Source organism: Robinsoniella sp. RHS (genome assembly GCF_001029355.1).
GTDB lineage: Bacteria > Bacillota > Clostridia > Lachnospirales > Lachnospiraceae > Robinsoniella > Robinsoniella peoriensis.
In genome coordinates this window covers 183,994-207,036 of record NZ_JNGB01000004.1, presented here as the reverse complement: position 1 = coordinate 207,036, position 23,043 = coordinate 183,994, and the positions used below count along the sequence as shown (strand labels likewise).

General features: G+C 39.8%; 22 protein-coding genes. 3 read left to right on the top strand and 19 right to left on the bottom strand.

The genetic code is table 11. The features are described 5' to 3' along the window. Positions 1–126: 126 nt before the first annotated feature. From RHS_RS03960 to RHS_RS03935, 6 genes are all read right to left on the bottom strand, one after another. Positions 127–942, bottom strand: coding sequence for an ABC transporter permease (locus RHS_RS03960; protein ID WP_027292228.1), 816 nt, complete (start codon positions 940–942; stop codon positions 127–129). A 9-nt stretch (positions 943–951) separates the two neighbouring features. Beyond that, entirely contained in the window at positions 952–1,893 is a 942-nt protein-coding gene (locus RHS_RS03955; protein ID WP_027292229.1) for an ABC transporter permease, read from the bottom strand. 22 nt (positions 1,894–1,915) lie between these two features. Then, positions 1,916–3,532 carry an ABC transporter substrate-binding protein gene (locus RHS_RS03950; RefSeq protein WP_047832370.1) on the bottom strand — a complete coding sequence of 539 codons (1,617 nt, stop codon included), beginning with the start codon at positions 3,530–3,532 and terminating at the stop codon, positions 1,916–1,918. Between the two features lie 52 nt (positions 3,533–3,584). Continuing rightward, complete coding sequence (locus RHS_RS03945) at positions 3,585–4,424, bottom strand: MBL fold metallo-hydrolase (protein ID WP_395021208.1); 840 nt, start codon at positions 4,422–4,424, stop codon at positions 3,585–3,587. Next, the gene (locus tag RHS_RS03940) at positions 4,421–5,284 is read right to left on the bottom strand and encodes a MurR/RpiR family transcriptional regulator (protein ID WP_242858575.1); all 864 of its coding nucleotides are present in this window, start codon (positions 5,282–5,284) and stop codon (positions 4,421–4,423) included. Before RHS_RS03940 ends, RHS_RS03945 begins: the two co-directional genes overlap by 4 nt. 90 nt (positions 5,285–5,374) lie before the next feature. Beyond that, a complete protein-coding gene (locus RHS_RS03935) occupies positions 5,375–6,064 on the bottom strand; it encodes an HAD family hydrolase (RefSeq protein WP_027292231.1) in 690 nt (229 codons plus the stop codon). Positions 6,065–6,497: 433 nt separating this feature from the next. Here RHS_RS03935 and RHS_RS03930 point away from each other — a divergent pair, with 433 nt between their 5' ends. From RHS_RS03930 to RHS_RS03920, 3 genes are all read left to right on the top strand, one after another. Next, entirely contained in the window at positions 6,498–7,229 is a 732-nt protein-coding gene (locus RHS_RS03930) for a GntR family transcriptional regulator (RefSeq protein ID WP_027292232.1), read from the top strand. A 13-nt stretch (positions 7,230–7,242) separates the two neighbouring features. Then, a complete protein-coding gene (deoC, locus tag RHS_RS03925) occupies positions 7,243–7,947 on the top strand; it encodes a deoxyribose-phosphate aldolase (RefSeq protein ID WP_047832369.1) in 705 nt (234 codons plus the stop codon). A 238-nt stretch (positions 7,948–8,185) separates the two neighbouring features. Next, on the top strand, positions 8,186–9,241 hold the full coding sequence (locus RHS_RS03920) for an NAD(P)-dependent alcohol dehydrogenase (RefSeq protein WP_047832368.1): 1,056 nt from the start codon (positions 8,186–8,188) through the stop codon (positions 9,239–9,241). A 105-nt stretch (positions 9,242–9,346) separates the two neighbouring features. Here the strand turns inward: RHS_RS03920 and RHS_RS03915 are convergent, their stop codons facing one another. The 13 genes from RHS_RS03915 to RHS_RS03850 form a co-directional block, all read right to left on the bottom strand. Further along, complete coding sequence (locus tag RHS_RS03915; protein WP_047832367.1) at positions 9,347–10,771, bottom strand: sugar transferase; 1,425 nt, start codon at positions 10,769–10,771, stop codon at positions 9,347–9,349. A 35-nt stretch (positions 10,772–10,806) separates the two neighbouring features. Continuing rightward, positions 10,807–11,568: a tyrosine-protein phosphatase gene (locus RHS_RS03910; RefSeq protein WP_047832366.1), complete on the bottom strand. Its 762-nt coding sequence runs from the start codon at positions 11,566–11,568 to the stop codon at positions 10,807–10,809. A gap of 32 nt (positions 11,569–11,600) precedes the next feature. After that, positions 11,601–12,677: a glycosyltransferase family A protein gene (locus RHS_RS30050; RefSeq protein ID WP_052431008.1), complete on the bottom strand. Its 1,077-nt coding sequence runs from the start codon at positions 12,675–12,677 to the stop codon at positions 11,601–11,603. After that, entirely contained in the window at positions 12,677–13,237 is a 561-nt protein-coding gene (locus tag RHS_RS03900) for an immunoglobulin-like domain-containing protein (protein ID WP_047832365.1), read from the bottom strand. The genes RHS_RS30050 and RHS_RS03900 overlap by 1 nt, the downstream gene beginning before the upstream one ends. 23 nt (positions 13,238–13,260) lie before the next feature. Next, the gene (locus RHS_RS03895) at positions 13,261–14,712 is read right to left on the bottom strand and encodes a polysaccharide biosynthesis tyrosine autokinase (RefSeq protein ID WP_047832364.1); all 1,452 of its coding nucleotides are present in this window, start codon (positions 14,710–14,712) and stop codon (positions 13,261–13,263) included. A 28-nt stretch (positions 14,713–14,740) separates the two neighbouring features. Beyond that, a complete protein-coding gene (locus RHS_RS03890) occupies positions 14,741–16,129 on the bottom strand; it encodes a CpsD/CapB family tyrosine-protein kinase (RefSeq protein WP_027292239.1) in 1,389 nt (462 codons plus the stop codon). 10 nt (positions 16,130–16,139) lie between these two features. Then, positions 16,140–17,054 carry a hypothetical protein gene (locus tag RHS_RS03885; RefSeq protein WP_047832363.1) on the bottom strand — a complete coding sequence of 305 codons (915 nt, stop codon included), beginning with the start codon at positions 17,052–17,054 and terminating at the stop codon, positions 16,140–16,142. A 35-nt stretch (positions 17,055–17,089) separates the two neighbouring features. Beyond that, positions 17,090–18,076, bottom strand: coding sequence for an O-antigen ligase family protein (locus RHS_RS03880; RefSeq protein WP_395021201.1), 987 nt, complete (start codon positions 18,074–18,076; stop codon positions 17,090–17,092). Positions 18,077–18,463: 387 nt separating this feature from the next. Then, positions 18,464–19,468 carry a glycosyltransferase family 2 protein gene (locus RHS_RS03875; RefSeq protein ID WP_044288853.1) on the bottom strand — a complete coding sequence of 335 codons (1,005 nt, stop codon included), beginning with the start codon at positions 19,466–19,468 and terminating at the stop codon, positions 18,464–18,466. Then, positions 19,450–20,760 (bottom strand): PssE/Cps14G family polysaccharide biosynthesis glycosyltransferase, encoded by a 1,311-nt coding sequence (gene pssE / locus RHS_RS30045; protein ID WP_395021199.1) that lies wholly within the window; start codon positions 20,758–20,760, stop codon positions 19,450–19,452. Before pssE ends, RHS_RS03875 begins: the two co-directional genes overlap by 19 nt. A gap of 18 nt (positions 20,761–20,778) precedes the next feature. Then, complete coding sequence (pssD, locus tag RHS_RS03860) at positions 20,779–21,255, bottom strand: PssD/Cps14F family polysaccharide biosynthesis glycosyltransferase (protein WP_047832361.1); 477 nt, start codon at positions 21,253–21,255, stop codon at positions 20,779–20,781. A 9-nt stretch (positions 21,256–21,264) separates the two neighbouring features. Beyond that, positions 21,265–22,377, bottom strand: coding sequence for a DegT/DnrJ/EryC1/StrS family aminotransferase (locus RHS_RS03855; protein ID WP_395021196.1), 1,113 nt, complete (start codon positions 22,375–22,377; stop codon positions 21,265–21,267). Positions 22,378–22,385: 8 nt separating this feature from the next. Then, positions 22,386–23,036 (bottom strand): NeuD/PglB/VioB family sugar acetyltransferase, encoded by a 651-nt coding sequence (locus RHS_RS03850; RefSeq protein ID WP_047832360.1) that lies wholly within the window; start codon positions 23,034–23,036, stop codon positions 22,386–22,388. Between the last annotated feature and the right edge of the window lie 7 nt (positions 23,037–23,043).

Sequence of the window (23,043 nt, the reverse complement as noted above, 5' to 3'; positions counted from 1 at the left end):
GTTGCTGAAATTGCACCGCTGCCGGCCACTGAGCAAATGTTTCGGATTCTCCGGTACGGACAGCCGGGTGTATTGGCTAAAATCTGCGTCAGGTGTTCATACACGAAGCCTGGCAGATTGCAGTTACTAGCTGCGGCAATCCGTTATATCCCGGATTCCGTCTCCCAACAGGTTAAATCCTAATACCATAATGGTAATCATGACACCGGGTACGACGGCATACCAGGGGTTGGTCAGCAGATATCCCTGGGCTTCAAACAGCATCTTTCCCCAGCTGGCATCGGGCGGCTGTATTCCAAGCCCCAGATAGCTTAATCCAGCTTCAGATAAGACTGCACTGGAAAATCCAAGAGATGCCGTAACAATCAGTGAGGATACGACATTGGGTAATATATGTATAAACATAATCCGCAGATTCGATGCCCCCCTCGTCCGCGCTGCTTTGATATAATCCATTTCCTTTATCTGCATAAATCCGCTTCGGGTCATCCGGCAGAACCTGGGAATCGCCATGATTCCAAGTGCCGCTGCGGTATTCAGTATCCCGCTTCCGAAGATTGTGATAAATACCAGCGCCAGGATTACCCCTGGAAATGCCATTTTTGCATCCATGATTAACATGATAATCTTGTCAATCCATCCCTGGAAATATCCTGCAGCCGCACCCAGTATTACACCGATTGCCATTCCGATTGCTACTGCCGTGAATCCCACCAGAAATGCTGTCTGAGACCCCTTTACAATACGGCTGAAAATATCTCTGCCAAAATTATCGGTTCCCAGAAGATGGGCAGCCGATGGTCCCTGAAAGCTGTTTAAAGTATCCATCTCATTCGGATCGTAGGGCAGGTAGATGAAACTTAGCAGCAGAAGCAGTCCCAAAAATGCGACCATACCTAATCCAATCATAAAATTTTTATTATTTCTGCATTTTTTCCACATATCAGCCACCTACTCCAAACGAATTCTGGGATCCACTGCCATATACAGCAGATCTACCACCAGATTAATCACAATCACCATAAACGCAAGATAAAATACCAGCCCCTGGACCAGAGGAAAATCCCGGTTTCCTACTCCTGAGGTAATAAGATGTCCGATTCCCGGCAAATTGAAAACATTTTCAACAATAATGCTGCCGCCCAGTACATCCACAACGGTCATTCCGAGAATTGTAATGGTGGGAAGCAGGGCATTTTTCAATACATGCCGGTAGAGTACTCTCTTTTGTGTGGCACCTTTGCTTCTTGCCGTCCTGACATAATCCAGGTTCATTTGATCCAACAGGGTATTTTTCAGATAGCGGATAACCACTGCCGATGTACCAATGGCGATAGCCACCGATGGCAGTATAAGAGACCGGATGCATCCCAGCGGGTCTTCTGAAAAGGGAATAAAATCTCCCGAAGGCAGCACCTGAAGTGTAACAGCAAATAGCATAATCAGCAAAATCCCCAGCCAGAAGGACGGGACTGCCACACCGATCTGTGTTAAAAAAGACAGAAACAAAGCTGATTTTTTGTTATTGTTTTTAGCCAGAAATATAGCGATTGGAATCACGGTAACCACCGTAATCAGCAGCGAAAAAACCGTTAAGGAAATGGTAACCGGAAGACTGCTCTTTAACAGATCCCCCACAGGAACCTGATAACGGATAGAATCTCCAAGATCTCCCCGGAATAAATCCCCGATCCAGTTCACATACCGCTCACCAAGAGGCAGATCCAGTCCTAACTGCTTTTCAAGGGCCTGTGCCTGGAGCGGATCTGCATCCACTCCAAGTATCACATCCACCGGATTTCCAGGAAGTATCTGAAAGACGCCAAAGGTCAGTAAAGATATAACAAATAACGTACATACCATGGTAACTATTTTTTTCAAAACGTATTTCATCAAAATTACCTCCCGGTATCCCCTATTTTGTCAGGCTGATACTGCTCATATCCAAAAACGTAACCGGATAATTTTTCATTCCCTGTACACTTTTTGAGGTAGCATAGATGACATCCGGGTCCTGGATATAGACTGCCGCTGCCTGGTCTACCAATAACTGCTGACATTCCTTAAATAATTCTACTCTTTTTGCCTCGTCCGTGGATACTGCCGCCTGGTGAATCAGCTCATCGTACTGAGGATCGGAAAATTTAAAATAATTCTTATCATATGCGGAATCAAAACGGTTGAGAAAATCGTTCGGATCCAGTTTTCCGCTGTGTCCGATAATTGTTGCTTCATAATTTGCCTTACCATAAACGGTATCCAGCCACTGCGCCCATTCGATCAGCTGAATGTCAGCTTCAATACCTATTTTGCTCAATTGGTTTTTAATCACCTGTGCGGTATCTACATGGGTCTGGTAATTAGATGGTACGGTAATGGTCATTTTAAATCCATTCTCATATCCCGCTTCTTTTAAGAGTGTCTTCGCCTTTTCGATGTCCGTGTCATAACAATTTTTCAAATCCGTATTAAAATAAGTGCTCATACTGGGGCTTAAGAAGGAATCTACTTTCGTTCCGTTGCCATTTACCACCGTATTGATGATCTCTTCTTTATTTACAGCATAATTGATAGCCTGTCTTACTTTTACGTCATTAAATGGTTCCACGCTGTTATTCAGCGCCATGAGCTGCACCATATTCTGTGGCCCCTGTACAATATTGTAATCATTTTTCAGTGCTTCCACATTCTTTGCATCCACAGAGGTAATATCCAGATCCCCGGATTTCAGCCCCATAAGGCGCGCATTTGCATCCGTCATAATCTTAAATTCTACTTTGTCAATAACCGGCATCCGCTCTTTGATGGTACTGTATTCCGGATATTTTTCTAAAATAACTTTCTGGCCCTGTATGTATTCCACAAATTTAAATGGTCCGGTACCAACTGGTTTTGTGCTGTTCTGGGTATAGTCTTTTTCTACGATAGATATAGTAGCTTTCGATAAAAATCCTGCATTTTTTTCTTTTAGAATAAGATTTACACTGTAATCATCCGGAGTTTCAACCGATGCCAGCAGCTGGTTCAAAGTTTCATTCAATGGTGCTTCCCCATTTAAACCGGCGAGCTTTTCATAAGTATATTTTACATCTTTGGATGTAAAATCTGCTCCGTCGTGGAATTTTATTCCCTGTTTCAGTTTGAAGCTGTAGGTAAGCCCATCTTCAGAGATATCATAGGTCTCCGACAAAGCAGGGATGAATTCTCCTTTTTCATTAAATCCCAGTAAACCTTCAAACACATTCATCATGATTGCAGATGTATCCGTTGCAGAAGAAAGCATCGGATCTAAATTATCCGGCTCGGATCCAACCGATACCTTCACGGTTCCTCCAGCTGCAGATGTCTTTTCAGCTTCTGCACCGGCATTCTGGCTGTCAGCCTCTGCTGCAGCAGATTCTCCTGTTTGTCCTGCTTCCGTAACTGTAGTGTTATCCGCCTCTGCCTTGCCTTGAGAACTGCCGCAGCCAGCTGCTGATGCAGCGATAACTGCTGCTAATGTAAACACCATTAATTTCTTTAATCCTCTCATAATTGCTCCTTTCGTACCTTAACGTACTGTCTGTACTATCTGTACTATCTGTTCAATCGGCTTCATTCCGGTTATCTCCAGTCAAATATCCCAGCCCACCGCGGGGTATCTGATCCTCGCGGCAGTCTCCAAATGATCCCCAGGCGTTGCATGGCTCTTTGCTCACGGGAATATTCAGACGCATGCCCGGCTCTGCCAGAATAATATTACCCTGATATACTTTTTCTGCTTCTTCCTGCAGGTTTCGGATTTCCCCATAATGAGGAAAATGAGTCAGGCATAAACCAGATACTTCTGCCTTCACCGCCACTTCCCCGGCCTCGCTGGAGCACATATGTCCCCAGACATCTCCTTTTTGACAGGCATACAGTGAAGCTTCGCATAATAATAAATCAGCTTTTCCTGCAAACTCCGCCAACCCATCGTAATAATTCGTATCACCCGAATATACCAGCACGCCTTCTGACCTGCCTTTAGTCTTTACGGCATAGGAAGGGATCTCATGCTGATTCAGGTTCACTTCAAATTCCAGGTCCCCGATTTGAAAATGGGGCTGGTTCTCATAACTGTATCCTTTGCAGTAATTCTCATATGACAGCTTATTCTCATTTCCGGGCCCCCACGCTGCAAAATCTTTCCTGCGCCTGCCGGTTAGGATATCCAGCATCACCGCATATTGCAGGCATCCCAGGTCTGCACAGTGGTCAGGATGATAGTGGGTGAGAACCACCCCGTCTAACTCCTTTAAATCTATCACATTTTGTAACCGGGATAATACACCGCTCCCGCAATCCAGAAGAACTCTGGTATTCCCTTCTTCCAGGAGATAACCGGAAGTTGCTCCATTTTTCACGGGATATGCTCCGTGGCAGCCTATGATTGTCAGTTTCATATGTTCCTTTCCATACAGTTTTCATAGATCATCTCTGTACTTTTTACATTACTCTTAATTCTTTCTTTGTCCAGGCTGACCAGTTTTACCACCAGTGCCTGCGCAAGTGTAAATACCGACGAATAAGAATCCAGAAAAAACACGGATTCCGTAGCGGCATAATACGATATATCAGCCGCTTTCGCAAATGGTGACAGGCTGCAGTCTGTAAATGCAAGAATGGTGACTCCCTTTTCTCTGGCGAGGTTTGCTGCAGACAGGGTTCTCTTACAATACCGCTGGAAGCCCACCAGAATCATCACATCGCCCTCTTTCATAAATGCAATGTGCTCATAATAATTGGACAGATTCAGATGCGTGGCATTTCCCAGAAGGTAATTCAATACAAAATGCAGATAGGAGGATACTCCCAGTCCCATTTTGTCACCCATAATCCAGATTCTCCCGGCATTTGCAATTTCCTTTGCCCCCCGTTTCAACTCATCTTTTTCATTCAAACGAAGGGTATTGGACAGGTTTGCTGCTTCCATATGCCAGTATTCTTCCAGCCAGCTTTCCTGGTCCGTGTTATTTTTCAGCTCCAGATTCACCAGTGCCCGGTTTTTCATCAGATTTTCTTTGACACTGTTTTTCATCTCCAGAAAGCTTTCATATCCCAGTCTTCCAGCCAATCTATGTATCGTAGCCTCACTGACTTTTGACTGTTCTCCCACCTCTTTAGCCGTCATCACGCAGATATTTTCCCAGTTTTTCTTCATATAAATAGCTGCCTGCTGCTGTGTATCCGTCAGCTGCTCAAACTGGTCATCAATCCTTTCGTACAGATTCCTGCCCTTCTTTTCCATTTGCTTTTCTTTCATAATCCACTCCCTTTACCGGAAGGTCCTAAAACAGAGTTTCCGGCCTTCCGGTATTTATTTAAATTTTCGATCCTATACTAATCATAAATTCTAATCTACAAACTTTATAATTTCTGATATATCGGAAATGATTTTATCATGGGTGATCTCTTCAATTCCTTCGTTTCCGTAAGGATTGATTAACACACAATTCATTTCCACTTTTGCGGCCCCTATCACATCGTCATAATAATTGTCTCCGACGTACAGAGATTCTTTGGCACTGGTATTCCCTTGCTCAAAAGCCGCTTCAAAAATTTCTTTTTCCGGTTTTTCAACTCCCATTTCCGAAGAAATTACCACCGTGTCTAATAAATCCAGTAATTGATTTTCCTCCAGAACTTTCCTGCAGGTACGATCCCAGTTAGAAATCAATCCCGTTTTTATCCCTTTTCGTTTCAACTCTTTCAAAACCCCCAGTGCACTGGGAATTTGTTTCCAACCTGCCGATTCTTTTGACCGAATCTCTTTAAACCTCTGGTAAACCTCCATAATATTAAGCCGGACATCTAAAAAATAATTCAGATTTCCAATATACCAGGGCATATAGCAAGTCTCATCCGTCCCCAATACATGGGGATACTCTTTCATAAACAGCTTATCTGTCAGATGATAAGCCTTGTGAATCCGGTTCTCAGACCGGTCAATCTGAAACTCCTTTAATACTTTTTGATACAGCGAACTTCTGGATGGTTCAACCAGAGTCATTCCCAGATCAAACCAAACATAATGATATCTCATTCATTCTGCCGCTCCTTTCTGTAGCCTAAACTTCAATTTCGTGATTATGAATTATTTCCTACAGTTTAATAATATAAATGATATTTATCATGCCTTTATCAGAATAATGTAAAGTTTTTGTGAAATAGTTTTGTGAATAGTTGGACGGTAACCCTGCAGATTACCATCGATGTCATATATTACATTATTTCAGAATATGTATTTTGATACTGGCATGGTAGAAATGAAGTTTAGGTTCATTTTTTTCAGTCTCATTATAATACAGGAACTTGTTCAATGCAAATCCATATACATCAAAAAAAGCCCTCCACGGGCTTTTTTAATTACAGTACAGAATCAATTAAAATCTTTGTAAAAGTCAGCAAACACTTGCGCACCATAATCATTTGCCATATACTATATGCAAACAGATAAAAAAAGAAAGAGGACAGTTATGAGCGAACGTTTACCTGCCTATTTAAAAGTATACCAACAATTAAAAAATGACATCCTGGATGAAAAATATAAAGTTGGGGAAATGATTCCCGTTGAACGCCAGTTAGAAGAAATCTATTCTGTCAGCAGAATTACCATCCGCAAAGCAGTGGAACTTCTTGCGGAAGAAAACTACGTGGAAGTCCGCCAGGGAAGAGGAACCAGGGTATTGGATTATAAAGCCAGGCAAAGCCTCAACTGTGTTACCTCTGTTACGGAAACATTACGGAAAAAGGGGTTTACAGTAACCACAAAGAGCATGTATATCGATACCCTGGTACCTCCGGCTCATGTTTCCCAGATTCTTCAATTAGGGGACAGAGAAAAAGCAGCCAGAGTACAGCGCATACAGCTGGCGGACGGACAGCCTATCGTAATTATGAAAAATTATATTCCGGAATCCCTGGTTCCCGGTATTGCCGGCTATTGCAGCCAGTTCTCCGCACTGTACCAGTTTCTGGAGGATACGTATCATATTGAAATTGATGAAGCCGCTGATAAAATCTTTGCTAAGAACGCAGAGTTTGAAGAGGCACAAATGCTGGAAGTAGAGGTCGGGGAAGCACTGCTCTGCATTCAGAGGCGCTGTTCCCAAAGAGGAAAACCGGTCTGTTTTGATGATGTAACCATTATTGGTAAGAAATATGAGCTCTATACTAATATGACCGGCCGGAATAAAAACTCAATCTGAAAGGAGTAATCCAATGAACCTGCAATTCTTAAAGGAACTGCACCGGCACATCGATGTTAGCTGTGTCCGTGCCGAAAATACCATGGATGATATTAAGCAGATGATTTTATATGCAAAGCAATACCGATTTATCTGTGCATTCTCAATGCCCTGCTTTACCCCTTATCTGGCAGATGCCCTGAAAACAGAACCGGATATACATACCGGCGGAGTTGTGGGCTTCCCTTCGGGCGCAGACACCACCCTTTCTAAAGTACAGCAGAGCACACAGCTTCTGGAAGCAGGATGTCAGGAACTGGATATGGTAATGGCAGTGGGAGCCTTAAAATCAAAAGACTTTCAATATGTAAAACAGGACATTGCACAAGTGGTACAGACAGCCAAAAAAGTACCTGTTAAAGTAATCATAGAGGCGTCTTATTTAAATGATACTGAATTGGAAACTGCTTGTAAAATTGCTTCAGAAGCCGGAGCCGCTTATGTTAAAAGCGGTACCGGCTGGGCAAATATTCCGGTCAGTGCTGATACGATCCGGAAAATGCGTGCTGCTGCTTCGGCTCATGTCAAAATAAAAGCCGCCGGGGGAATCCGCACCCTTGACCATATATTAGATATGCACGAAGCCGGGTGTGACCGGTTTGGCATTGGTGTACAGACAGCTGTGCGGATTATGGCTGAAGCAGAAAAACGCCTTGAAAGTGGGTCAGACAGAGGATAATCGTCATATGAATGTCGTTTTACCGAGACCGTAAACATTATATAAAGATTATATCTTATATAATGTTTACGGTTTTATTTTTACTTTTCTGGTTATTTTATATACAAATTGCACAATTTTTATCCCAAAAGATTATGATATATTTTTGTTATTATTGAATTGATTATACATTCATTATATGTTATATTTATGGCATGTCAAATAATTAACAATGTGTTTTCGAAAGGAGATCGTAACTATGAGAGGTTTTGCAATGTTAGGAATCGGAAAAACTGGATGGATTGAGAAGCAGGCACCTGAATGCGGACCATTAGACGCAATCTGTAAACCACTTGCCATCGCTCCCTGTACTTCTGATGTACATACAGTCTGGGCAGGCGCTTTAGGTGACAGACATGATATGATTTTAGGACATGAAGCAATTGGTGAAGTTGTGGAGGCCGGTTCCCTGGTAAAAGACTTTAAACCGGGAGATAAAGTAATTATCCCTGCTATCACCCCGGACTGGAATTCCCTGGAGGCTCAGGGCGGATATTCCATGCATTCCGGCGGAATGCTTTCCGGATGGAAATTCTCCAACTTTAAAGATGGTGTATTCGGTGAATTATTTCATGTAAATGATGCAGACGGGAACCTTGCCCTGCTTCCATCCGGTATGGATCTGGCTTCCGCAAGTATGCTCTGTGATATGGTTCCCACCGGATTTCACGGTGTTGAATTAGCGGATGTACAGTTTGGTGATACGGTAGTTGTCATCGGCATCGGTCCTGTAGGGCTTATGGCGGTAGCCGGAGCTGCACTTCGCGGTGCCTCCCGCATCTATGCCGTTGGTTCCAGACCAAACTGCATTCAGATTGCGAAAGAATACGGTGCAACAGAAATTGTAAATTACCGTGAAGGCGATATCGTGGAACAGATTATGGAAAAGACCCATGGAAAAGGCGTTGACCGTATCGTCATTGCCGGCGGTGATGTAGACACCTTTGACCAGGCAATCCGTATGTTAAAACCAGGCGGAAGAATTGGAAATGTAAATTACCTTGGAGAAGGTGATTATATTAAAATCCCAAGAGTTGAATGGGGCTGCGGCATGGGCCACAAGACAATCGCAGGCGGTCTGATGCCGGGCGGAAGACTCCGTATGGAAAAGCTGGCTTCTTTAATCGAAACCGGCAAACTGGATACCAGTAAGCTGATTACCCATACATTCCACGGATTTGATAAAGTGGAGGAAGCGTTGATGCTGATGAAAGACAAGCCAAAGGATTTGATTAAACCGGTTGTACTGATTTAATATAATGACAAGGGGCTGTAAAAAAACACCCTTTACAAAACAGGTTAGCGGGCATCATCTGTGCCAGCTAACCTATTTTAGTTAGGGGAGTTTTTTACAGCCCCTTTATGTTGCGCCTCTTCTAAAAAACACAACATAAACCGTCTGAAAAAGTATTTTTATATCCAGACCCAGCGACCAGGTATCAATATATTTTAAATCCAATGCCAATACATCTTCGAAATCCTGTATATTACTTCGGCCGCTCACCTGCCAGAGTCCTGTAATTCCAGGGCGAAGAGTTAATCTCCTTTTATACTGACCTTTATATTTTTCGAATTCATCAACAGTCGGTGGTCTGGTTCCAATAAGGCTCATATCACCTTTTAATACATTCCAGAATTGTGGAAGTTCATCAATACTGGTTTTTCGTATGAATTTTCCCACACGCGTAATTCTAGGATCATCTTTGATCTTAAACATGAGACCATTCATTTCATTTTGCGCTAAAAGCTCCTGTTTCCTATCTTCCGCATCTGCGTACATGGAACGGAATTTATATATCTGAAACCGCCGTCCGTTTTTACCGATCCTGATCTGGGAAAAGAATAAAGGTCCGGGTGACTCCAAAAGAATAAATGGAGCAACCAAAACAACTGAAATGCCAGTTAAAACCAGCCCTACTATTGCACCTGCTATATCTATTAATCTTTTAACTACCTCCATTCGCAGGCCAATGGTTTTTTTATAAAAGGAAGTGACATAATAATTCCCCATAATCTGCAATTGCTTATTATGGTCCGCAAGCCGTTTATCTAATACCTGTATATTAACATCCACCATAGCTCCCATATCCTCCAGGCTTTCGATAATGGGATAAAGGTCAATGCCTCCATTGTACGGCATGTTAATAAATACTTCATCCATAACTGCCTGCTTTGCATATTGAAACAGATTATTCTTATTAGCAGTGATCTCAATACCTCTGATTTTGTCACCCAGTTCCTCATCACCTGCATCCCACAGAACCAGAGACTGAATTATGTAATCCCACATACTCTCATCTTCCAGATTATCCAGAACCTCCTGCACACACTCCTTTACAGTTAAAACTACCAGGCGCTTGCTATGATTACTGTATTTATAAATACTGTTTAAATAAATTTTATAAAACATCCGGAATAAAAACATGAAGAGTATATTACCAATAAAATTATAGAGCAATATTAACCTTGAAAAATCAGATGATTTTTTCACCAGGAACAGCAGCACTATAATAACTGCTATCAGGTAAATATTTCCCCGCAGAACAGAAATCAGTTCCTTCCATGCACCTCTCCTAAAAAAGCGCAGGCCGGATGAGCGTAAAAAATATATTCCTATATAAACCAGCACAATTACCAATAAAGATGATCCCGTACCAAATTCTATTCCAATCTCAAAGAAATCTCCAAAACGTATGTAATTCGCAATAAAAAAACTAAGTGAAATGGCCATTATATCCATTAAAATCACGATTACGGTATTCAACTTTTGTTTTTCTGAATTCATACAACCATCCCTCCTTCTCTGATACATTTTTTCTATCAATATAAATATGATCCTGGTACCCTTGGATTTATAATCAATACCTGTTGATCCCTTAATATTCTTTCGGGATTAATATTGAAAAGAATCTGCGCATAGCCTTCTGAATAATTTCTGCTGATATAACGGTATACACTTTTCAATCCCGGCATCCGGCTGTGGATGTGATGGCAGTCACTGGCTATCACCTGTACCAGATTACAATCTAACAGAAGGTGCGCAGTTTCCTTTTCAGCCCGCCCGAATACACCTGCAATACTTCCTTTATTTATCTGAATAATATAACCTCTCCGATTCCAATCATAGGCAATCTGAGGATTTTTTTGAATTGTTTTATATCGTTCCGGATGCGCAATCACCGGAATTAATCCTTTACTTTCAATGATCTGAAGAAGTTCAAACAGAATTTCCCGATCAGTATCAAATGAAAATTCAGTCAGCAGGTACTTTGACTGGTTCAGTGTCCAGATAGTTCCGTCGGATAATTTATCATATAGATTATAGGATGCAAATACTTCCATACCTTTATAAATATTTATTTGCATGTTCAATTCAGAAAGTCTTTTTTCTAACCGTTTGAATTGGTTATTTATTGACTCCTGCCGGCTTTCAGGGAATATCTCCGTCAGATTTCCGTGAGGTGTCAGAACCACATCCGTAACACCAGACTGTGTACATATTTTTAACATCTCTACTGCTTCTGTCAAAGAATCTGCCCCATCATCTGTTTCCGGTAAAATATGGGTATGTATATCTATCATGTCATCCTCCTTCAAGTGCAGTAAAATCAACATTAATTACGGTATTCCGGTTTTCTGATTATTTTTCGCAAGAAACAGACATTCTTTTTTAATCTGATTTTTATTTTTTCTTTCAGACAAATAAAGAAATATATCAGAAAACTGCAATTTACAGCTGCAAGCAGGCTTATGATCCTGTACACAGGAAATTTTCCTGGATTCCGGTAACTTTTCCAGAATTCCATTACTTCCTTGTTTAGACATATTTGTTTTACTTTATTATATCCTTGTTTTGCACAGTACATATTGATCAATTGGGCATGTTTCAAATACGCATAATGGTCTTCATAAGCCTGCTGAATCCTGCTGTTCTGCTCTGCAAATCTACCAAGCCGTTTCAGACAACGGTTTTCTACTTTAATTCGGCTGTCTAATATAACCTTTGTAACCAGACTGTTCTCTCTGGTATAATAGATGTACACAGATCTGGATACATATCCGACCTTTCTTTTCAAATGGGAGAAATATTCCAGATTAAAAAGATAATCTTCACACCAGGATATATCCTCCGGAAACCAGAGATTGTTATTTTGAATAATTTCTTTTTTGTATAGTTTGTTCCATAATGCACCGTAATAAAAACCATGTACACATTTTGAAAAATCATCAATAAAGCTGCTCTGATCCAGCACTCCCGTTAACGTTGACTGCCAGAAGTTTCTTTCATTTTCAAATTTCCCAATAACCAGATCTACATTTTCTTGAGAAAGAAAAGGAAATACAAGTGCAGACAAACTTTCCCGATCCATCCTGTCATCTGCATCTACAAACCAGAGATATCTGCCCTTTGCCCTTTTTATACCTTCATTTCTGGCATGTGAGACCCCCAGATTTTCCGTATGGATAACATAAATTCTTTTATCCATTTTCTTAAACCTGTCACACAGAAGACCGCTTCCATCATCAGAACCATCATCAATAATAATGATCTCAAAATCCTGATACGTCTGATGCAGTATATCCTGTACGACAGCCTCTAACCATGATATACAATTATAAACTGGAATTATGATACTAACCGTGTAAGTTGACTGCATATAGCCATGCCCTTCTTCCGTTCTGGTTACCATTATTTCACTGTTAAATACAGCTTTTTCCCAGTTGAGACATTTCCGTCCTCATCCGCAACGGTATATACAAGTGTATATGTCCCGGGAGCTTCCGTATTATATTCACCATCAACCATGATCTGACGGTATAAGTACTGTTGGGATGATTTATCGTCAACAATTTCTGATATATAATCCAGTGGATTAAATTTGTCACCTATTTTTATTTCAACTTTTTCTTTCAGCAGCTTCAGCACCGGTACTGCCGGATTTGCATTCTGTTGTGATGTATCCGTTTCTGTTGAACCTGATTCTGTTATTTCCTGCTCTTCTGTATTCTTTTCTGTAATATTTGTTTCAGCTTCTGTTCCATTATCTGCTTCTGTTACATTCCGCTTATTTACTGATTTATTATTCTCGGAGTTTACTGCATCTTTTTCATCTGTATTTTTATCTGTAAACTCCACCGTATCTTCTCTGCCCTGACGGATCCGGTTCTGTGTTACTTCAATTGCACTGAGACTTAATAAAAACAGACCTGCGCATATAATTCCGAGAATCACTGTTATGATTTTTCTCATATACACCCCTCCATTGCCGTATTTTAATATCGTTCATTTTCATAATCTACGTATTCATCATATTTTGAATACCCATACTTACTGTATTTTCCATATTTTCCGTTTCCGGTAATTCCTGACTCTGCAAAATTAAGTATATATCCTAGAATATTGATGCCACTGCTTTGTAAAGTGTCAATTCCTTCCTCGACTGACCTCATTTTGCTCTGCCCCTGCTTCATTACATATATTGTCTCATCCACATATCCTCCGATTATAACCCCATCATTCATCAGTGTAACCGGCGGCGAATCAATAATAATGTAATCAAAAGATTCCTCTTCCTTAAGGTATTGCAGTAATTTAGGGATATCTCCTTTCGTGAGCAGTTTGTCAATTGCTTCTCTAGCTGTACCTGACGGAATCATAAAGAAATTTTTATCCACTTCTTTCAGAATATCCTTTACCTCTATATCCCCAGCCAGATAATTAGCAATACCTGCCTCATTTACCTGCATTACCAGATAGTTGTCCGGGTTTGACTTCTGATGCAGATTCATATCCATTAATACTACTTTTCTGCCTATTGAAGCAAGCGCTCTTGCAAGCCCCGTGGCTATCGTCGTAGTTCCTTCATTTCTTCCTGAACTGGTGACCAGAAAAACTTTACTTTCTTCATCTCTTTTTTTGTGTTCCAGTTTAAAGCCTACCACATTTAATAAATCCTGAAATTCATTACCCACACGGCTTTTTCCAAAAATCATTTCATTTCTGCGCCGGCTTCTGGCTTTCATTAATATTGTGGGCAGCTGAGTGAGGCAGGGTATATTGGTTATACGTCGTATATCCTCAGCAGAACGCACGGTTTTCTGTGATGCTGTATAAAAAACCACAAACAATACACAAGCGAAAACCCCCAGAACACCTCCTATTAAGCCATAATAAACTGCATGATATGGTGTCATCGGCTCCTTTTCGTTCATAGGATTTTTAACTTCTTTCAAATCAACATTTCCCACTACGTCAGATGCATACGACGGGTATACTTCTTTTATTGTTTCCGCTACACTCTGAGAGACGGAATAATGATCCGACACGGCCTCTATGGTGATCATATTGATACCTTCTACATAATAACCGGTAATTTCAGCAGGAATACTGTCCAGGGAATCCACCCCCAGAGCATTCGCGATATCTTGTCCGCAGCCGCTGGCTGTTAATGTTTCTTCAAATGCTGTTCCCAGGTATTTTGCCATCAGTATATTCTGGGAAGAATCCTGGGTCTTATTGACCATGTATGTAACAGCTGCCTTATATTCCGGATAGTATATAAACCCTGCCACAGATAAGACCAATGCTGCTGATGATAAAATAACCAATAACATTGACAGCCAATAACGTGACAGGCACCTCCAGATGTCATCTATGATACTGCTGATATTTATTACGGCTGCATCATCATAAATATCTTTTACCTCATTTTCATAATCTCGCATCTATTTATCCTCTTATTTTCTATAATTACTAATAAGTACTAATTCGTTTTTCTTTGCTTTTTTGTCTTTTCACCATGCTGCACACTTTATTCTTTACTCCATTAAGTACAAATCCAATAACCGGAACCCCATTGCTCTCCATTAGGTCAATACTGTCATTAATCATTGTAACCCTGGATGACTCCTGACGTACTACCATAAGCATGGAATCCATATATCCCGCCATTACTTCGATATCCTGAATAATACCTACAGGTGCAGAATCAATAATAATATAATCCATCTCTTTTTTAGCTTCTTCCAGCAATGCTTCCAGATTCCCTATCTTTTGTATGAAATTGTTTCCTGCTATAAATTTATCACCGAGAATATAGTACAGATTGCAGCGTCGGTCATAAGATATCAGGTCTTTATATCCGGTACCATATTCAAAACAATTACCGATCTGTTTATCCGGCAGTACAGGAAGTCCCAATACTTTATGTAATGCTGGTCTTCGAAGATCCAGATCCAGAACCAATACTTTCTTTTCCCTTTGTGCCAGAATTAATGCTATATTAGCTGCAAGCGTAGACTTTCCTTCATTCTCCAGGACACTTCCCAAAAGCAAAGTTTTGGATTTGGTTTTATCCATTTGATATTCCATTTTAGTTACAATCTTCTTCATATTTTCAGAAAATGCAAATGACACTGAGGGTTTTGTTACCAGAATACTTTCTTTTCCTTTATGATCTTTTGCTTCGTAACGAACACTACCGATAAAATCAGCGTCGATCTTTACCTTGGCCTGCTGTTCATTATCCAGTTTCCCATTGAACACATGAAATAGTATAACAGCCGCCATTCCCGTAATAACAGCCAGCAGACTAATACCGACAGATAACAGTATTGCATTATTAGGTATCGGTTCAATCTGGTCAGCAGATGGAGCAGATAACGTTTCCAATGTATAACTTTCCATGGCATATGCTGACACATCTTTATAACTGTTAATTGCTTCTTTCATTATTTTAAAAGCATTTTCCGGAGTATCTCCGGATGCCTTTAAAACTATAAGATTTGAATTCTCAGTTCCTTCTGCAATCAGACAGTTTTTCGTATAGACATTCTTTCCCAGTTTTTCTTTTACTATGTTTAAATAAATATCACTGTTTAATATTCCGCAGTACTGTGCCACAGCCTGATTATATTGAAACTCTCTTAAAGTCTGTGCTGAATTATCTTTTGCCACCACTACTACACTTGAGGCAGCAGAGTACTTAACCGGTAACAATTGATTAATACCTACATAACTTAGGAATCCCAAAATGATACTCAACATCAATATAATTTCTAAATTCCTCAGCACTGCTCTGGCAATAGCCGGCATGTCAAGACCCATGGTCTTATTTAGTAAAACTTTACTTTCTGATGCCATAATATCCTCCTCATTCAACAACAACTATCAATTCTGCATTGCCGCTATAACCGGTTTCTTTTGATGTATAGTTATAAATAACGGAATAATTACCCTTTTTGGCAGTATCAACATTTGACTTGTAAGATATATCAGCAATCGAGATCCATTCCCCTGCCTTTTCTAAAAGCTGTGATTCTGTGTTTTCTCCCTCTGAGACACTTCCCCGCTCAATCTGTTTTACACTTCCGTCTTTTACATAAGCCACAAAATCTGCCGGATTCAATTGCTCACCTTTTTTCATGTATAATATATATTGTTTTAGATATATCTGCGGTTCAAATGCTGTTTTCTCATAACTATCCTCATATATTTCCACAGAGACCGGCAAAACGGCAGTATCTCCAAGGCTATTTTCCACTTCCAGAGAGCACTTATAAATTCCGCTTTCTATATCCTCTTTAAAAATATCATCGCCTGTGACTTTTACAAATGCACTGATATCGCCATCAATACAATCATCGGCATGAACAATAGACATCAAATCTATCGCAGTAGATTTGGAAAATCTCAAAGGACTGTCTATGTTGAAATGAGGGGAATTATAATCTGTATACTCCAGCTTTCTGGAGGTCTTCCCAATATTCCCTGCCTTGTCTATCGATACATAAGTTGCTGTAAATTCCTGTTGGTCCCCCTCCGGATTTTTTTTAATTCCTTCCAGGAAAACTGAATCTGTCAGATCACCTTCTTCAGGATCCATCGCAGTCACACCTTTTAACAGATCTTTCTGGCTATCGTGTATACTTGCTTTTATTTCTGTGGGATTACAGCTTAAAACCGGCTCTCTCAGATCTTCATTTTTAATCTGTATGAATATATATACAACCATACAGATCACAGAGCATGCAAACAAAATTCTCATTACATATTTCAACCATTTCATATTACTAAGTACTCCTTTCATTGAAACTCTTTTTTCTATTCCGGTAATTCTTTGTATTTTACCAGCATATATTTCTCATCCATCGCATATAGAAGCGCAAATAATACAAAAATGTAATCCAGGGTTCCAAGCACATCTACCCACCACAGAGATATAAAATATAAGACAAAGCATATGCTTAGTGCAGCCGCCAGACGGGAGCCCCTGCATAACGCGTTCCGAAAGCCTTTGATAAGAAAAAATCCATATAGCAGCAGCTGTATTATTAACCCGGGATAGGCGACTTTTATATACTGGTTCACATAATAATTATCAATGGAACTTATCCAGAATCCCTGATACGCCCAGTTAAAGGTATATCCATATCCTCTTCCTATCAATGGATTGATCCAATCTAGTTTAAAAATAAGCGGCAATAACTTTCTGTAATCTTCACTCAATACATATGTCGTTGTATCCACCCCCAGAGATTCTGCAAACTTTGTATTTAAGGCTGCATCAATCAGATGGGCAATGGAGATAAGTACCGACTGGACAGCAGAGGTATTGTAAAACAACATTATGACAATGATACCGGTTATAGCAGTATAAAAAGCAATTAATAACACCGGTAATTTTTCTTTACGGGAACTTGCCAGAAAGATAATGAAGATTTCAAGCAGAAACAGTCCCAACGTAGATCTGGAACCTGTCAGATATACATTTACGGCTATCAGCAAAAAAAGCCAGAAGTGTGAAAATAAACTAATTGCTCTTTTCTTGTAATGAAAACAAACCAAAGGTGTCATTATCAATAAATACAATCCGTACCCCAGTGGATGATGAGCCGGCCCCATGATCCGGTACTGACCATTTCGAAAAGAATCACCCACCACCATGCCTGGTATCATTTCAAACTGTAAGAAAACAGAACCTTTTAACAGGAATTCCAAAATACCAAGAATGCACAGCACATAAGCGATACGGATCAAAACGGATAAAAATTTCTCAACCGAAAGTTCGGCTTTAAATAAATAGATCATTGTGTATAGAACCGCCAACTGATCAAAAAACGGGTTAAAGAATGTATTTATATTTCTTCGGTATACTGCTGTGTAAAGCAAAACAATCATATATATCAGTACAAAAGCATTCCCTCGAAATGAAAAAATGACATTTTTAAATTCCTTTGTCCGCCCAGGATTACGCAAAATCATATACCAGATGATTAAGAGTGTTACCCTCTGGCAATTGAAAACAGAAAAACCTATGTAATCCGGAATAAAAAAAATCGAGATTACAAGAAAAATTGATAATGAATATAAGGAAACTTTTTTATTCTTACTTCTATTCTGGTGCCTTAATTTTTTTTGGAAACCAACTTCGCTGTTCAATGGAAATATTCACATCCTCTCCTGATTCTAAATCCCCTACACCTTCATTCTGATTCTATAGAATTGTCCAAAAACCACTCCGAATCCCCTTATCGTATATTTGTTAACTAACTTTAAAATACATCCTCTTATTCCTCTTTTAAGATATTTATTACTTCTGTAATTACTGAAATAAGTATCAATTATGTTTATAATCTGATTTTGATAATCCATTTTTAATTTCTTATCCCTTAATAAAGCAATTCTTCCAAGGGAACTGCATAGCAGGATTTTTACACAGAAATATTCCAGTTCTGCAAAATAGGTATCCCAGAAATGGTGTACATGGTAAAACTGAATGATTTCGTGTATTACCGTAATCATTTCTCCAGCCCGTGGATTATGCTTTTGTGTCTGGGTAGAATTTTTTCTATAATAATGTGTTACATATTCAGCTTCCAGATAAACGGCTCGGTTAATATACGGAATTAAATTTATGTAAAAGGCAGTATCTTCGTATATCAGCCCTTCCGGAAAAAACACTCCGGCCCGCTTTAATACCGATGCCTTATACAGCTTATTCCAGGGAGAAACCAGGGGATCCAGAAAAAGTTCTCTCTTATTCTTTTTCTCTGATACGGAGGCATAATTTTTCAGACGGTATTTTCTTCCATTTTTAATCTCATAATATCCGTAGCCGCATTCCACCATATCTGCACTTGTTAATACTGCTCTTTTATACATTTGCTCATACATAGCAGAATCAACTGAATCATCAGAATCCACAAATCCTACATATTCTCCGGAACATAAAGATAAGCCCTGGTTTCTGGCTGCAGCCTGGCCTCCATTAACCCTGGTGAACATCCGGATTTTATCCGGATATTTTTTTAAGTATCCTTTCATAATCTCCTCTGAAGAATCTGTAGATCCGTCGTTTATCAGGATAATTTCTATTTCCGGTAATGTCTGGTGCACCAAACTGTCCAGACACTCTTTTAAATATGCTTCGGTATTATATACCGGTACTATAACGCTGACTTTTATTTTTGATCTCTGCATGCCATAACCTCTTCTATAGACCTGACTAAAAAATCCGGAAAATATAAACTGATATCAGAATGATTTTCATAATATAAGATTTCTTTTTTCGTTGAAAAATTACCTGTCTCTAAATCCATCAGCATAAATTTAATATGCTCAGAATAGGTATGTTCTGCTTTAGAGTAATGCAGGTAAATATGGTTTTCTTTATTATTTCGGACAGCATCCAGGATCTTCACTCTCAGATGATTATTTAATTTCTCTAATTTATCCTGATCTGCATCCAAATACCCACAGCCGGTAACCGATACCAGAGTCTGCTCCAGCCGATTATTTTCATCCATCAGATAATCTCCAAGCCGGTATTGGGGGGCACCTGCAATGATTGTACTGCCAGGAATCCGAACCCCAAAATTGATTGCTGCATAACCGCCTTTACTCGATCCGGCAAAAATGATTTTTTTATACCGGCCTTCACTGATTGTTTTCTTAATCAGGCTTTCAACTGCGCGTTCAACAAAAAAATCCATATTCTCACCCAGATAAAATAATCCTCTTGCATCATTCCCTCCATCGTCCAGCACAAACATTTTATCTGCATTTATCCTCTTTAGTGTTCTGACGTAATTATATCTGGCCTTAATTCCGGCTCTTGTACAGGAACTAAACACAAAAATGACTGCATCAGAGTGCATTTTTTCAAATAGATATTTCACAGTAGTATTTTCATACCAGTAGTATTTCTGATGAAACATGATTTTGATTTTTGTAGTGAGATATTCTATATATTTCCCAAATCTTTTCTTAGCAGACTGATCCTGTTTTCCTGCTTGTATCCGATCCAGACAGCCTCCAATATTTTTGATATAAGATTCCGTATTCGAGTTGTAAATGAGGGGGGTAAACTGTTCAATTGCCTCTAATTTATTTGCAAGATCAGCTGTTTCCCTGCAAAAGCAAATAAATCCTGCTGCTTCGAACTGGCTGAGCAGTTCCACCTGATGATTGTCTATATGTTCATGGTATTCTTTTTTCCTTGGCACTGCGACTACCTTTTTCCCAGCTTTTATTGCCCTGACTATAATCCCGGTTCCACCGTGTGTTATAATAATCGAACTTTCAGATATTTTTTCTTCCATCTCAGTCTGGTTCAGAAATGCACGGTATGTATAATTAACAGGGATATATTGGGAATAACCGGTTTGGGCATAAACAGCTTCTTTTATGACACCTGTCCCGATCAGGCGGTCTACCTCTATTAATAGCCTGTCAAAAGGAAACTTTTGACTGCCCACTGTAACAAAAATCATTTTTAATCATCTCCTGCCTTAATAAATACCTCCCAGATAAGAAGCCCGGGGAAATATATCCAACATTTTCTTCCATTGTACATAAAAGTTATCCGCAAATTTATATAGAAGTTTTCCAGTTTCCGTTGGGCTTTCAGACTTTGCAAAAGACTCTATATAAATTACTTTTTTTCGAAACAGTTTACATAGCAGACACATCGGTACCATAGCCAAAACACCGGTGCAGACTACCACTTCCGGTCCTTCCATCATAAAAATCCAAAAAGATCTTAATGTTATCTGAAACATATTTAAGACCCACAGCTTCTCTTTTCTGTTGATCTGTTTCAGAAAATAGGTTTTGTGATTTTTTGTACTGACTTCATAGCCGGTTTTTTCCGTCAATATAAAGCTGTCATACTTGTCCATTAAAGGATCAAGCATCATTAACTGATCAAAATGCCCACCGGAAGATGCCGCAAAACACACTTTTAACTTTTTATCTGCTTTCTTCATTTTTTTCCCTCATCTGCATGCTTTCATCAGTTCACAAATACGATCCACATCATCCATAGCAAGTTGCGGATAGAGCGGCAATGTTATGATATTCTCGGATATATATTCTGCTACAGGTGTAAATCCAGGATCAAACCTCTCCCTGTAACATCTGCAATTATTGATTAACGGGTAGAAATATTTGCGCGGATAGATCTGTTCTTTATTCAGTGCCTCACAGACTTTATCCCGGTCTGCTCCAAAGCTTTCCTCCACTAAGACCGGAAAATAAGCATAATTATATTTGATATTGTCTTTTCGTCTGTTTAACCGGATTCCGGTAACATCTTTTAAATTTTCTTCATACCGATGTACAATATTTCTTCTTCCGTTAATCAGTTCATCAACATGCTTCAGATTACATAAGCCCATTGCAGCCTGAAATTCATTCATTTTGGCATTTGCTCCGATACTGCTGATTGTAGTTTCACCGGTAATCCCAAAATTTTTAAGCTGATACAGCTTATAACCGGTCTCCATGTCCTTTACAACAGCTGCCCCTCCTTCAATTGTCTGAAACACCTTTGTAGCATGAAAACTAAATATGGAGCCGTCACCATAATTACCAATTCCAATTCCATTTACTTCTTCGCCAAAAGCATGCGCCGCATCATAAATAACTTTTAACCCATGCTTTCTGGCTATTTTTCGTATAGATTCCACATCACAGGGATTTCCGTATACATGAACCGGAATAATAGCTGAAGTCTTATCTGTAATCAGTGCTTCTATCTTACCGGTATCAATTGTATAGTCGTCTTCCAAAATATCGCAGAACACAGGTGTCAGTCCATTTCTGACAATGGCATGTACCGTTGATGCAAATGTAAATGGTGTTGTAATAACTTCTCCTGTCAAACCGGCGGCCTGAATTAAAAATTCAAGTGACAGATGTCCATTAGTAAAAAGCATGGCATAAGGAACATTAAGATATTTTCTTAACTGTTCCTCCAGGTGATTATGCAACGGTCCTGAGTTTGTAATTACACCGGATTGCCAAATTTGATCCAGGTAACGGTCATATTCTTCTCTTGGCGGTAAAAATGGTCTCGTCACATAAATAGGATTCTTCATCTTATCCATTCCTTCCTCTAAAAAAGCTTTTTACCATTTTCACGTACAATGCTTTTGGCGGGATTACCAATTGCTGTGGTATGTGCAGGAACATCTTTATATACAGCAGCATTCATACCGATCACAGACGCCGTACCAATGCGCAGCCGGTCACGGATAGCCGCTGCCGGTCCAATATAAACTTTTTCTTCTACACTGCAGTGACCTGCAATAAAAACACCTGCCGAAATCATTGTATTGCTTTTGACACATGTGTCGTGTCCGATCACTGCCATATACCCCACCGCCACATTATCTCCCAGTGTCACATCGCTCCCGATAAATCCATTAGCTACGATCAGTCCCTCTCCGGCTATCAGTGACGGGGATATATTCGAATGAGGATGGATAATTGTTGCAAGATAATATCCGTTATCTTTTATTCTTCTGTATAGAAGTTCCCTGTCAGCCGGATCTCCCACCGATACTGCAAATTCAATCTCATCTGAATCATATGCAGTGATTGCCTCCTCAAAAGTATAAACTCTTTTCTGATATGACTCACTCACACCAATAACATCATCAATAAATACAATTTCCTGCCATCTCTGTTTGAACATATTTACTGTTTCTGCAAGATCTACAAGAATTTTGCCATTTCCGCCTGCTCCATATACCCCTAGTACCATATCAGTC